Annotated in this window: 11 protein-coding genes and 1 pseudogene; 1 reads left to right on the forward strand and 11 read right to left on the reverse strand. The window is 46.5% G+C overall.

The window, feature by feature from the left end; translation table 11 throughout:
* Window positions 1-169: 169 nt before the first annotated feature.
* A complete protein-coding gene (locus AC08OG_RS12940) occupies window positions 170-934 on the reverse strand; it encodes an ATP-binding protein (RefSeq protein WP_482929702.1) in 765 nt (254 codons plus the stop codon).
* 378 nt (window positions 935-1312) lie between these two features.
* A complete protein-coding gene (locus tag AC08OG_RS12945; protein WP_482929703.1) occupies window positions 1313-1486 on the reverse strand; it encodes a hypothetical protein in 174 nt (57 codons plus the stop codon).
* A 487-nt stretch (window positions 1487-1973) separates the two neighbouring features.
* Here AC08OG_RS12945 and AC08OG_RS12950 point away from each other — a divergent pair.
* Window positions 1974-3130 (forward strand): IS3 family transposase gene (locus AC08OG_RS12950; RefSeq protein ID WP_300497071.1). Its coding sequence is split into 2 segments (ribosomal slippage): window positions 1974-2214 and window positions 2214-3130, totalling 1158 coding nucleotides; the frame shifts between segments, so codons are not numbered across the junction.
* Window positions 3131-3819: 689 nt separating this feature from the next.
* On the opposite strand, the gene lysS is transcribed toward AC08OG_RS12950, so the two are convergent.
* The 9 genes and pseudogenes from lysS to AC08OG_RS12995 all read right to left on the reverse strand — a co-directional run bounded on the left by lysS (window position 3820) and on the right by AC08OG_RS12995 (window position 14047).
* A complete protein-coding gene (gene lysS / locus AC08OG_RS12955) occupies window positions 3820-5313 on the reverse strand; it encodes a lysine--tRNA ligase (RefSeq protein WP_482929704.1) in 1494 nt (497 codons plus the stop codon).
* An 11-nt stretch (window positions 5314-5324) separates the two neighbouring features.
* Window positions 5325-6402, reverse strand: a protein-coding gene (gene prfB, locus AC08OG_RS12960; protein WP_318989408.1) for a peptide chain release factor 2 whose coding sequence is annotated in 2 segments (ribosomal slippage) — window positions 5325-6347 and window positions 6349-6402 — 1077 coding nt in all. Because the reading frame shifts where the segments join, the coding sequence is not laid out codon by codon here.
* A gap of 88 nt (window positions 6403-6490) precedes the next feature.
* Window positions 6491-7324 carry a peptidoglycan DD-metalloendopeptidase family protein gene (locus tag AC08OG_RS12965; protein WP_292353488.1) on the reverse strand — a complete coding sequence of 278 codons (834 nt, stop codon included), beginning with the start codon at window positions 7322-7324 and terminating at the stop codon, window positions 6491-6493.
* Window position 7325: 1 nt separating this feature from the next.
* Window positions 7326-7901 (reverse strand): YqaA family protein, encoded by a 576-nt coding sequence (locus tag AC08OG_RS12970; protein WP_482929705.1) that lies wholly within the window; start codon window positions 7899-7901, stop codon window positions 7326-7328.
* Window positions 7898-8560: a protein-L-isoaspartate(D-aspartate) O-methyltransferase gene (locus tag AC08OG_RS12975; protein ID WP_292400600.1), complete on the reverse strand. Its 663-nt coding sequence runs from the start codon at window positions 8558-8560 to the stop codon at window positions 7898-7900. The genes AC08OG_RS12970 and AC08OG_RS12975 overlap by 4 nt, the downstream gene beginning before the upstream one ends.
* The gene (surE, locus tag AC08OG_RS12980) at window positions 8557-9309 is read right to left on the reverse strand and encodes a 5'/3'-nucleotidase SurE (protein WP_041354362.1); all 753 of its coding nucleotides are present in this window, start codon (window positions 9307-9309) and stop codon (window positions 8557-8559) included. Before surE ends, AC08OG_RS12975 begins: the two co-directional genes overlap by 4 nt.
* Before the next feature lie 240 nt (window positions 9310-9549).
* Window positions 9550-10134 carry a molybdopterin oxidoreductase family protein gene (locus tag AC08OG_RS12985; protein WP_482930554.1) on the reverse strand — a complete coding sequence of 195 codons (585 nt, stop codon included), beginning with the start codon at window positions 10132-10134 and terminating at the stop codon, window positions 9550-9552.
* A gap of 132 nt (window positions 10135-10266) precedes the next feature.
* A pseudogene (locus AC08OG_RS12990) lies at window positions 10267-12350 on the reverse strand (molybdopterin-dependent oxidoreductase); the annotation flags it as partial.
* The gene (locus AC08OG_RS12995) at window positions 12350-14047 is read right to left on the reverse strand and encodes an NAD(P)H-dependent oxidoreductase subunit E (RefSeq protein ID WP_292353484.1); all 1698 of its coding nucleotides are present in this window, start codon (window positions 14045-14047) and stop codon (window positions 12350-12352) included. The gene AC08OG_RS12995 and the pseudogene AC08OG_RS12990, both read right to left, overlap by 1 nt.
* Window positions 14048-14117 lie beyond the last annotated feature (70 nt).

Genomic DNA, 14117 nt, shown 5'->3' on the forward strand with positions numbered 1-14117 from the left:
GCGGACAAGATTTATATTCCTCGTTAGTTTTGGGATCGAATTTATGAATCATTCCACTATTAAGTTTATTACTACAACAGGTGCAAGCCATCTGGTCTTCCTCTCTATTGTTTTCAAAATAGGATAATAACCAAATTCTCGACCATTGGGACCAAATTTCGCTAAATTATTAGCTGTTTTTTTGGAGACGCTCCACAATGTAATCCTGCAAAGCTATACCTTGTAATTTTTGCTTACAGCCATTAACTCTTACCCAAGTTTGACCAGATGAATTAAAAAATAGTCCTATTGTATTGGATTTTGGCACATTTACTTCTAGTACATATCCATTTTCAGTCTGTGCAACACTATGAAATACCACTTTAATTTTGGTTGGATCAATTGATGGTTCGAGGGTATTAATTTTTGTATTTATTACTTTATTAATATCGTCTTTTTGGCTTAAAGTTAGTTGAATACTTTTTACAGTTCCATCATCGCATATACCCCAAAAAATGCTGCCACCCGAGCTATTTAAGAAAGCGATTACATATTCTGTGACAAGGTTTTGAATTGACTTGGCAGGGTTATTTCCCTTAATTTCTTTAAATTCGTGAGTTAAATCTTCTTCAAGTAAGCACTTCTGTCCTTCAGTGAACTCATAAACTCTTGGGCTAACAATCGCTTCAAGTTCATCAGGCAATGATTCAAAGAACGCTCTCAACTGCTTAATAGTGCTTGGACTCATTCGAATAGCTTTTGACATTTTGTTAATTGAACCATACTCTTTAATCATTGAGTTCAACTCAGAAAGTGCCTTGGTTTTACCTACCAATTGTCCCCAAGTTTCAATTTGCCTATTACGTTGAGGTCCACTTTGTAACCCACCTGGATAATAAGCATCATTGATTGCATCAAAAGCACTTTGCAAATTCCAGCTTTTATTGATTATCAAATGTGGCTCCATCAAATGATGATGCTTAAGGATTCAAGATTTTTGACAAGACGGTATTCCTAAAGCAGGAATCCATTAATAAAGGATTTTTAAACCAGCAGGTATGTTTTGTAATGCACTTATAGAGTGTTTGAAGTTATGAATAAAGCTGGCTGACTCATTGATTATTTCCAACCACTTCAAAAATTTAAAGAGAGACACCTTTCGTCGAAAGATAAGTTGCCTTAAAAGAAAAACTAATTACTTGCGGTAATAATCAAGATTATATACTCATATTAGGCTTAGCTTCCTTTTTCATAGAGAATACGATTCACTTTAATATGCATACCTAAATTAAATGGCGCATCTCTGTAATTCGTATGATATCGAAAGGTGTGGTTATTTCGCCTTTAAAACTCTGTCATCTACATGTTGGTGTTTTTTCTGGTTTGATACAGATGAGTTAATATTATCGAGCCTCAATGCCAGATCCATTAACCTTGCTTTGTTATCACCGATAAAATGAGATGTTCTGTCTTTAGACATAGATTTTTGAGTCGTGTTGGTCATCACTTAACTCTCCTTGAGTTAGATTCCTGCCATGACTTAATGCTATTAAGTGTAAGTTCAATATCGAGTCTTTTGCAAATTTCTGTGAAAAATATTCTTGCGATAGCTTCAGCGGAGTTATCCCCTGGTTCGCATACACGTTTACCATAGGAAACGATTGAAATAACGTATCTATCAATGTAATCCGCACACTCTGTGACTACAGGAAAGCAGAATATACTCCCATCACCTTTACGTTCATCTCTTTCCGATAAAATATACTCACCACACTTTGCAGCTTTCTTTTTACTAGGATGGAAAACTGATTCCCCCTTTCTAAACAAATAGCAGCAGATGATTTATTGCTCAAAAGCTTCTTGGCCTTTGTGTGAATCCAAACTGGCTGAGTGTTGAATGCAAAATATTGTTTATCTTCTGCATCATCAATAGGGTTCTACCCTGATTTTGCGGACACTTCAAAGAAGCCTGATAATGGGCAAAAGGAGTGTTTATGTCAAAGAGAAGAAAATACAGTCCCGAGTTCAAACATGGTGCTGTTGAACAAACCCGGCAGCCCGGTGTTAGCTGTGCTCAGATTGCTCAAGAACTGGGCCTTGCCCCAAATCTGCTAACAAGGTGGCGACGTGAAGCAGATCAGAATGGCCCACAGGCCTTTACTGGCACGGGTAGCCCTCGCGATGAAGAAGTCGCCCGCCTGAAACGTGAACTGGCGCGGGTGAAGAAGGAGCGGGATTTTTTACGCGAAGCGGCGACGTTCTTTGCCAGGGAGTCGTCCTGAAATATCAGGCGATCCAACGTTGTCGCGTCGAGTTTCCCGTGCGCTTAATGTGTCGTTGTCTGGAAGTTTCCGCTAGTGGTTATTACGGCTGGGAATCACGTTTACCGAGCGAACGAAAGATTGATAACAATCGATTGCTGAAGCGCATTCGTGAACTTCACGCAGATAGTGGCGGTATTTTGGGTGCACCGCGCATGCATGAAGATCTGACGATTGAAGGTGAAACAGCCAGCAAAAACCGGATAGCACGTTTAATGTCGGTTGCCGGACTGCAAGGGTGGCCGAGAAAGAAGAAGCGTGGACAGAAGAAACCGCCCTTATTAACGCCACCTGGGGTAAGTAATTTATTGGAGCGGGACTTCATGGCCCTGGAACCAGAGACCAAGTGGGTCACCGACATCACAGAGTTCAAAACAGGTGAAGGCAAGCTGTATTTGTGCGTTGTTCTCGATTTGTTCAGCAAACTCGTCATTGGCTGGTCAATGCATCATCGACAAGATCGACAAATGGTATTACGCGCTGTCGAAATGGCCGTGTGGCAGCGTCAGGGAAGTGAGCCTGTGATTTTACATTCTGATCGAGGCAGCCAATTCAGAAGCGGCGATTACCAGCGATTGCTTAGTAAAAACACATTGATGAGTTCCATGAGCGCGGTCGGTCATTGTGGCGATAATGCGGCCTGTGAAGGCTTTTTTGGTGTTCTCAAAAGAGAACGGACAAACCGAATGCGTTACCCAACCTTGGATTCTGCCAAAGCGGATTTATTTGACTATATTGAGCGATTCCATAATCCTCGAATGAGAAGAAGGGTTGCTCAGCGAGATGTGATGTTTGCGAGTGTTTTAAAACCGTCCGTGGAATCGGGGTAGAACCCATATGCATTATCGTTATACAAACTTCATCATCTTTAAGCTGAAAAGTACTCATTAATAAAGAAACAGCTTCTTTGTGTATTTGTTCTATTTGAGCCTTTGGTTGAGTTATTTCTTTGAAAATGTTCCCTGTCTTTGGAAGATGAGGTGCTTTTCGTTTAAATCTATCAAGTTTAGTAGTTACAACTTTTGAAATCGCCACCATAAAGTTTTCAAGGAACTGCTTGTAATTCTCATCAGACTTAGAGACTAAAGCCTTTGCAATTGCACCATAAAAACTAACGATTAAAGTCAGCGCTAATAAAAGCAGCAGTAAGTTTTCTTTTGCGTGTGGAAATTGCCTTAAAAACTCAAGATCAATTTCAACTAGTGTAATGTAAGTACCAGTTATTACCGGCAAACCAATTTGAACAATATGGTTATTAATAATCTTAGCAACATAGCAGTTGTTAAACAGCCATTTAAAGAAAGTTCTACACATCATTGAACTTTAATTTGCGAGTAAGATTGAGGGATGATTGATGTGGAACTTCCATTCTTTAGTAACTTCCGTTTAATATTTCTTAACCATAGACTCATTATGGATGAGTGGCAAGGGTGCACTCAGATTGCATAAAGCAAATTTTGATATAAGAGTGCTTTAGCTTACAAACGGGCTCAAAGCCCGTTTGTTTATAAATTTCGTTTTACTCAGGCCGCATATGCGGAAACAGCAATACATCTCTAATCGACGGTGAGTCAGTCAACAACATCACCAACCGATCAATACCAATCCCCTCTCCTGCTGTTGGTGGCATACCGTATTCCAGTGCACGGATATAGTCAGCGTCGTAGTGCATGGCTTCGATATCACCGGCATCTTTTTCGGCGACCTGGGCTTTAAAGCGTTCGGCCTGGTCTTCGGCGTCGTTTAATTCCGAGAAGCCGTTAGCGATTTCACGGCCACCGACGAAGAATTCAAAACGGTCGGTGACAAATGGGTCGTTATCACTGCGTCTTGCCAAGGGTGATACTTCGGTTGGGTAGGCAGTAATAAAGGTCGGTTGCATCAGACGATGTTCGACGGTTTTTTCGAAGATTTCGATTTGCACTTTGCCAAGACCATAGCTGTCTTTCAGTGGAATGCCCAAGCCTTGAGCAACTTCTCTGGCCGCTTCGATGCTGTCGAGTTGTTCGGCTTTCAGATCCGGGTTGAAATGCAGGATGGAATCTTTAACGGTCATGCGATCAAATGGCTGGGCAAAATCAATATCCAGACCTTGATAATGCACCTGACTGCTGCCGAGTACATTTTGGGTCACAGTACGCAGCATATCTTCGGTGAGATCCATCAGATCATTAAAATCGGCATAGGCCTGATAAAACTCGACCATGGTGAATTCTGGATTATGACGGGTGGACAGACCTTCGTTACGGAAATTACGGTTGATTTCAAACACGCGTTCAAAGCCGCCGACAATCAGTCGTTTCAGATACAGTTCCGGGGCGATACGCAGGAACAAGTCCATATCCAATGCATTGTGATAGGTGGTGAACGGTCTGGCAGTGGCACCACCGGGAATAGCTTGCATCATTGGGGTTTCGACTTCGAGGTAGTCTTTATCCATCAGGTAACGACGCACGCCATCAATGACTTTGGTACGAATACGGAAGGTTTCACGGCTGGCTTCGTTCATGATCAGATCGACATAACGCTGGCGATAGCGGGTTTCCATATCTGACAGACCGTGGAATTTTTCTGGCAATGGACGCAGTGATTTGGTCAGTAATTTGATGGTTTCGACATGTACCGACAATTCGCCCTTTTGGGTACGGAATAAGGTACCTTCGGCCGCGATGATATCGCCGTTATCCCAGGTTTTGAATTGTGGATAGACACCTTCCGGTAATTCATCACGCGCGACATAAAGCTGGATATCACCGGACATATCACGCACAGTAGCAAAGCTGGCTTTACCCATCACCCGTTTGGTCATCATTCGACCGGCGATTGCGACGCGGCGTGGTGTAGCTTTGAGTTGATCACCATCCCACTCGGCATATTCAGTTTGCAACTCGCCGTTCATCACATTGCGACGGAAGTCATTGGGGAAGGCGTTGCCTTGCTCACGAATGGTGGCCAGTTTTTCACGACGTTGGGCAATCAGTCGGTTTTCGTCAAATTCTGTTTCTTGGGTCATGTTGGATTCGCTTATAAACCTGATTTGAGTGAGGCTTCAATGAATTGATCCAGATCGCCATCCAGAACAGCCTGCGTGTTTCCGGTTTCGACACCGGTACGTAAATCTTTGATGCGTGATTGATCGAGTACATAGGAGCGGATTTGACTGCCCCAGCCGATATCCGATTTGGATTCTTCGGCGGCTTGTTTGACTTCGTTTTGCTTTTGTAATTCCAGCTCATACAGTTTGGCGCGTAACTGGCTCATCGCCTGGTCACGGTTTTTATGCTGTGAGCGTTCCATCTGACATTGCACCACGGTGTTGGTCGGTACGTGGGTAATACGTACCGCTGAATCAGTGGTGTTAACGTGCTGACCACCGGCACCGCTTGAGCGGTAGGTATCAATACGTAAATCAGACGGATTAATATCGATTTCGATGGTGTCATCCACTTCCGGATACACAAACACCGAGGCAAATGAGGTATGACGACGGGCACCGGAATCAAATGGTGATTTACGTACCAGACGATGTACACCGGTTTCGGTACGCAACATACCAAAGGCGTATTCGCCTTCAAAACGCACGGTGGCGCTCTTGATACCAGCAACCTCACCTTCGGAGACTTCCATCAGCGTGACTTTGTAGCCCTGGGCTTCGCCCCAACGCAGATACATGCGCAAAATAATGTTGGCCCAATCCTGTGCTTCGGTTCCGCCAGAACCCGATTGGATATCCAGATAGGCGCTGTTGGCGTCGAGCTTGCCGGAGAACATGCGCTGGAATTCGAGTTTTTCCAGACCTTTTTCCAATGCATCCAAATCGGCATTTACAGCATTGAAAGTGTCTTCATCGTTTTCTTCAACAGCGAGTTCGAGCAAGTCTTTGGCATCGTCTAAAACTTCACTGTGCGATGACAGGGTTTTGACAATACGCTCCAGGCTTGAACGTTCCTGGCCTAATTTTTGGGCGTTTTCCGGATCATTCCAGACATTGGGATCTTCCAGCTCACGGGTGACTTCGACTAAGCGTTCTGCTTTAGTATCGAAGTCAAAGATACCCCCTGAGATCGTCACTGCGATCACGGAGAGTTTTAATTCGTTGCATCGTCGCGCCGAGTTCCACGCTAGTACCTCATTGAAATTAGTTGATAAAGCTGCCGCAGCAAACCCGTTATTGTAACGGATAATGCCGCTTATTGTTTAGGCAGAAAGCGGATTGGATCGACGGGTTTACCGTTTCGACGAATTTCGAAATGCAATTGTTCGACCTGGGTGCCGGACCGACCCAGTGTGGCAATACGCTGACCACTTTTCACTGTATCGCCCTCTTTCACCAGCAACGTATCATTGTGGGCATAGGCGCTTAAATAGACATCATTATGTTTGATGATCAGCAGATTACCATAGCGCGGCAAGCCATCACCGCTGTAGACCACCTTGCCATCAGCTGCTGCCAAAATCGGCTGTCCGGGTTTGCCGATAATGTTAATTCCTTTGCGACCCGCGGCAGATTCTGAAAATGTCGATACCACCCTGCCCTCAGTCGGCCAACGCCAGATAAGGCTTTCACTGCCTGAGGTCAACGCTGGTGATGACGTTGGTTTAGGCGTGGATGGTTTCACCTGCGGTGTTTGGGTGGCGGTTGAAGGCCGTGACGGTTGAGTGGTGGTTGAAGGACGCGTGACCGACGGTGATGAAGGTCTGCTAGGGCTTGGTGTTACAGTCCCCGGACGGGTGGTGGATGCGGTAGTAACACGCTGACCATCAAATTTGATTTTTTGTCCGACATAAATGGTATATGGCGGCCGAATGCCGTTGATACGTGCAACATCACGATAATCCATGCCATAGCGGAAGCTGATGGAATACAGCGTATCGCCTTTTCTGACGGTATAGCTGTTGGGTGCTGGCGCCGGGGCAGGACGTTGCTGATATCTACCCGAATCTTCCCTGCCGATCGGCGCTAACGCATTGTTACCGCTGCAAGCAGTCAACGTAACCATCAGCACAATGAACAGCCGTTTCATATCAGACAAATATCAAATAAGCCAAAACCAACAGACCGACCGTGATCCAGCCGAGTCGATCCACCCACAGATGTAATTTTTCTTCAAACGGCTGACCACCCCATTTCATTAAACCGGCGACCAGGAAAAACCGCATACCACGACCAATCAAAGAACCCAGAATAAAGGGTAATAACAACATCCCCACCGCACCGGAAGCAATGGTAAAGATCTTGTACGGTATCGGTGTAAAGCCCGCTAAAAAGATGGCCCAGAAACCATAATCGGCAAACCATTGCTGGGCAGTTTCATAGGCTTCAGTATAGCCAAACTGAATAATCAAGGGCTCAACCATCTGTAAAGCAAACACCCCAATAATGTAGCCCAATAAACCGCCTAACACGGAAGCTATCGTGGTTAATCCGGCATAAAACCAGGCATTATCGGGTCTTGCCAGCGACATTGGTGCCAGCATCACATCGGGTGGTATCAGGAAAAAGGATGATTCGGTAAAGCTGACTAATGCCAGCCAATAGGTGGCGTGTTTATGCCTGGCCCATTGCATGACTTTTGCGTAAAGCCCTGAAAATAATTTCATCCAATCTGTCCAGTTAAAAGCGGGACAAAACTGACGGCGTCCCATTCCGTCTCTTCAAATTTACCACCGACCCGATCTATCACTTTCAGGATCTGTCCCTTGCTGCCACCGACTGGAATGACCAATCGTCCACCGGGTGCAAGTTGTTCCAACAACGTGGGCGGTATGTGTTCTGCACCACAGGTGACAATAATGCCGTCATAGGGGCCATTTTCCGGCCAACCCCAATTGCCATCACTGTGTTTGAGGCGAATATTATTAAGCTTTAACAGATAAAAACGTTCTCTCGCCTGCTTGAGTAATGGTGCAATACGCTCAACACTGAAGACTCTTGGCACTAATGCAGACAGCACTGCCGTCTGATAGCCAGAGCCAGTGCCGATTTCCAATACTTTGTTTCTGGGGCCACCCTGCAACAGAATTTCGGTCATTCGCGCCACAATGTATGGTTGCGAAATGGTCTGGCCCAGACCGATTGGCAATGCCGTGTCTTCGTATGCTCTGCTGGCTAAAGCCTCGTCGACAAATAAATGCCGAGGACACTGTCTCATTACCGTTAACAGTTGAATATTCTGGATACCACGCTCCTGCAGACGCTGGATCAGTCGATCCCGAGTCCTTTGCGAAGTCATTCCTATTCCACGTGGATCGGCGATCATGGCAAAGTGCTTTCCAACCATCTTGAGACGCCATCAATCGCATCGTATCGAGTTAAATCAATTTGCAATGGTGTCACCGATACTGCACCACGGCGAATCGCATCAAAATCGGTTCCGGGCCCCGCATCCTGCTCTGCTCCGGCGGGACCAATCCAATACATGGGTCTGCCACGCGGATCCATTTCTTTGATCACGGGTTCGGCTTTATGCCGATGACCAAGACGGGTGCTTTCAAAACCGATAATTTCTTCAATTGGCAGATCGGGCACATTCACATTCAGAATAGTATCAGCGGGTAATGCTACAGATTTAAGTCTTTCGACTAACTGTTGTGCCACCCAGCCAGCTGTTTCGTAGTGTTTGCCTTCGAAGCTAGCCAGCGAAATAGCAATCGCGGGCAATCCCAGAAAGCGTCCTTCCATCGCGGCAGCCACGGTGCCTGAATACAGCACATCATCACCCAGATTGGCTCCCGCATTAATGCCTGAAACCACCATGTCGGGTTCATCTTCCAGTAAACCGGTAATGGCCAGATGTACACAGTCTGTCGGCGTACCTTCTACGCGATAAACACCGTCTTCCATTCGGTCCAGTCGTAAGGGATTTTCCAATGTCAGCGAGTTACTGGCACCACTGCGGTTACGATCTGGCGCAACCACTGTGATTTCCCCCAGACCGGCAAGCGAGCGTGCCAGCGTACGGATACCCTTTGCCATGTAGCCGTCGTCGTTACTTATGAGGATTTTCATTTATTTTTTTGACCTGTTGCGTCAAGAGATTATTCGCCGCTATCTTAGCAAGAATGCGCGCTTATGACATAAAAAAGGGCATGAAAACATGCCCTTTTGTGATTCAAGTAGCTGTTGATCTTCCATCTTCACCCCGGCTAAAGATGTATTTCGTCCAACAATGCGGTAATGATGAGATATCATTAATTTGCCTACATCATTTCCAACACAGATGGACGAAACAATAGCCCCTAATTTCCATCACATCTTGAGTTTGTTAACAGCTTGACCACCACCGTAACTATGAAACTTCAAGGGTTCTCCACCTGGCGTGACTTTCACCGCGCAATATTTGAACTCTGGAATTTTTGCTGCCGGATCCAGAGCGGCGTTGGAGAGTTTGTTTACCGCCGCTTCGTAATAACAGAAGGCCATAAATATTGCTCCGGTCGGCACCGCTTCATCAACCCTTGCTACCACAGAGACTTCCCCGCGACGGGTTGATAATGTCACCATCTCACCCGGTCTGACATTCATTTCATCCAGTGTCAGTGGATGAATGGTGGCCACCGCTTCAGGTTCCAGTGCATCCAGCACATTGGAACGACGGGTCATTGAACCGGTATGCCAATGTTCCAGCATACGGCCAGTGATTAAGATGTACGGATATTCTTCGTCAGGACGTTCATCCGGTTCGACAATATCCGCTGGTACAAACAGACCGCGCCCATCCGTTGTCGGGAAACGATCGGTGAAAATAATCGGTTCGCCCGGATCTCCTTCCTGTTCACAGGGATAAACCACGCCATGTTCGCGTTCCAGACGTTCCCAGGTGATTCCCCCCATGGAAGGAACCGCTTTACGAATTTCGTCAAAGACTTCTTTCGGGCCATCATAATGCCAATCCAGCCCCATTCTCTGGGCAATCTGCTGAATGATCCATAAATCCTGACGGGCATCTCCCGGCATTGGAATCGCTTTACGTCCCATTTGTACCAATCGATCCGTATTGGTAAAGGTACCGGTTTTTCCGGGAAGCCTGATGCAGGCAAAATAACATCTGCCAGATAGGCGGTTTCGGTCAGGAAGATATCCTGTACCACCAGAATATCGAGCTCAGACAAAGCCTCACGGGCATGATTGGCATCCGGATCCGACATCGCAGGGTTTTCCCCCATGATATACAGGCCGTTCAAATTACCGGCATGAATGGCATCCATGATTTCTACAACGGTGAGCCCCGGTTTTGAATCAATCTCCGAGCCCCATAACTGTTCAAGATTATGCCGGGCATCATCATCCGTTACTTTGTAATAATCCGGTAGACGCATTGGGATAAGCCCCATATCTGATGCACCCTGAACATTATTCTGTCCACGCAGTGGATGCAGACCGGTACCCGGACGGCCAATCTGACCCGTCATTAATGCCAGTGAAATCAGGCAACGGGCATTATCAGTACCATGAACATGTTGCGAAACACCCATGCCCCACAGAATCATCGCCGCATCAGCTTTAGCATAGAGCCGCGCGACTTCTCTTAAGGTTTGTGCAGGAATGCCACAAATCGGTTCCATCAATTCCGGCGTATATTTCTGCAGGTGTTTTTTCATATCTTCGAAGCCTTGCGTACGCTCGGCAACAAAGCTTTGATCGACCAGATTCTCTTCGACAATGACATGCATGATGGCATTGAGCATTGGCACGTCACTGCCTGGCTTAAAGGCCAGATGATGCGTAGCTTCACGAGAAAGTTCAGTAGTACGTGGATCCAGCAGAATCAATTTGGTGCCGGAACGCAACGCATTTTTCATCCACGTCGCACCGACCGGATGATTCACTGTCGGATTTGCACCGATCAATACAATTACATCTGCTTTATCGACGTCTGCAACCGGGTTGGATACGGCACCTGAGCCGAGACATTCAAGCAAGGCCACAACCGATGAGGCATGGCAAAGACGCGTACAGTGATCGACATTGTTGGTTTTAAAGCCGGTCCGAACCAGTTTCTGGAACAGATAAGCTTCTTCGTTGCTGCCTTTGGCACTGCCAAAACCGGCTAATGCATTGGGGCCTTTTTGATCGCGGATCTTCAAAAACCCCTGAGCGGCCATATCCAATGCCTCTTCCCAGGTGGCTTCACGGAAGATTTTGTCGATATCGTTGGGTTCCATCGTAAATTCACCGTTTTTCGGTGCACCTTCACGGCGGATAAGCGGTTTGGTCAGGCGATGTGGATGATGAACATAATCAAACCCATAACGGCCTTTCACACACAAACGACCATGGTTCGCCGGGCCATCACGGCCTTCAACGTAGAGAATTTTATCGTCTTTAATATTGTAGGTAAGCTGACAACCCACGCCACAATAAGGACAAACCGATTCAACCTGACGGTCCGGTTCCACCATGCCCACTTCATTGGCAGGCATCAATGCACCGGTTGGGCAAGCCTGCACACATTCGCCACAGGCGACGCAGGTGCTTTCACCCATCGGGTCGTCAAGATCAAAGACAATTTCGGTGTGGCTGCCGCGCATTGCCAGACCAATTACATCGTTATTCTGTTCATCACGACAGGCACGAACACAACGGGTACATTGGATACAGGCATCCATATTGACGGCAATACCGGGATGCGAAAGATCCGGAGCAACTTGTTTGCGAGGCTGAAATCTTGGCGTACTAATTTTAAGTTTACCTGCCCAGTAATCGAGTTCGGAATGCAGGGTATGCGGCTTTTCGGAAACATCAGATTTGAGCAGTTCCAGTACCATTTTTTGCGAATGCAAAGCACGTTCGCTATTGGTCTGCACTTTCATATCATTGCCGGGATAACGGCAGCATGAAGGTGCTAAAACACGCTCACCTTCAACTTCCACCATGCATGAGCGGCAGTTTCCATCCTGCCCTTCACGTTCGGAATAACATAAATGCGGGATTTCAATGCCTTCGCGCTCGGCAATTTTTAAAATAGTTTCATCGGCACGGGCACTGATTTTCTGGCCGTTAAGCGTAAATTCGACCATTTCAACGCTATCTTGTAATTGAGTGGCCATTATTTCAACTCCTCAGGGAAATACTTGACGACGCTACGCAGCGGATTTGGAGCAGCCTGCCCCAGACCACAAATCGACGCATCTACCATTACTTGAGACAACTCTTCGAGCAATGGTTCGTCCCATTTAGATTGTTTCATTAAGGTAACCGCTTTGGCGGTACCGACACGACATGGCGTACATTGGCCACAGGACTCATCCTCAAAGAAACGCATAGCATTAACAGCCAAATCGCGTGCTCTGTCTTTATCGGAAAAAACAATCACTGCAGCCGAGCCGATAAAACTGCCATATTCATGCAAGGTGTCGAAATCCAATGGCACATCACCTAACGACGCGGGCAAAATCCCGCCTGATGCACCGCCGGGGAAATAGCCATAAAACTTATGCCCTTCGAGCATGCCGCCACAATATTCATCAATCAGTTCACGCATGGTGATACCTGCAGGTGCCAGATGCACTCCCGGATTATTGACACGGCCACTAACGGAAAATGAACGCAGACCTTTACGGCCGTGACGTCCATGATCGGTAAAACACTCTGGGCCTTTTTCAAGAATATCGCGAACCCAATAGAGCGATTCCATATTATGTTCGAGAGTCGGCCGTCCGAATAAACCCACTTGAGCAACAAATGGTGGTCGCAAGCGTGGCATGCCACGTTTACCTTCAATGGACTCAATCATCGCCGACTCTTCGCCACAAATATAGGCACCGGCACCACGACGCAAATGAATCGTCGGCAGATTGGTTACCGGAGGGTGGGAGCGCAATTTAGCAAGCTCCTGTTCCAGCATCACACGGATGGCGGCATATTCATCACGCAGATAAATATAAATTTCATTGATATCTACGGCCCAGGCAGCAATCAGCATACCTTCCAGAAAACAGTGGGGATCGCGATCCAGATAATATTTGTCTTTAAATGTACCCGGCTCGCCTTCATCGATATTGACGGCCATTAATCTTGGGGCAGGTTGATCACGAACAATTCGCCATTTCCGTCCCACCGGGAACCCCGCGCCGCCCAGGCCACGTAGTCCTGAGTCATCCATCATGTCGAGCACTTTATCGACATTATGCTGGCCGGCCATACATTGTTGATAAATAGAATAACCACCGTTAGCTACGTATTGCTCAAACAAAATCGGTGCAAGGGTTTCCGGTTCGGTGATACCTTGTTCGACCAGATTGTCGACTTTTTGAACATCAGCGAATTCGACAGGATGCATACCTACAACTGCAACCGGTGCTTTATCACAGCGACCAATACAGGGAACCCGCTGAACACGGACTTTTTCGCCCATGGCGGTTTCAAGAGAACCAATCAGGTCTTCAGCTCCGGCCATTTCACAACTCATTGAGTCACAGACGCGAACGGTTAAATCGGCTGGAACAGCATCACCTTCTTTAATCACATCAAAATGATGGTAAAAAGTGGCAACCTCATAGACTTCAGCGCGAGACAGTTTCATTTCATACGCCAGCGCGACTAAATGTGCTGCTGAGATATGTTTGTAGAAATCCTGGATTTTATGTAGATGCTCTATCAGTAAATCTTTTTGTCTGGATGCATTACCGAGTAATTCACGCACTTCTGCCAGTGCTTTCGGCTCAATCTGTCTACCTTTACTGGTAATACGTGATCGCTTGGTCTTTTTTCCAATTGCTTGAGCATTGATGGTTTGCTCGGTCATGAACTGCCTCTCTCACTTCGTAGCCTGCTTTGGCTTTTTATAATAAAAATCCAGTCAAAACTATCATGGC

The organism is Methylophaga sp. F7 (assembly GCF_056863975.1).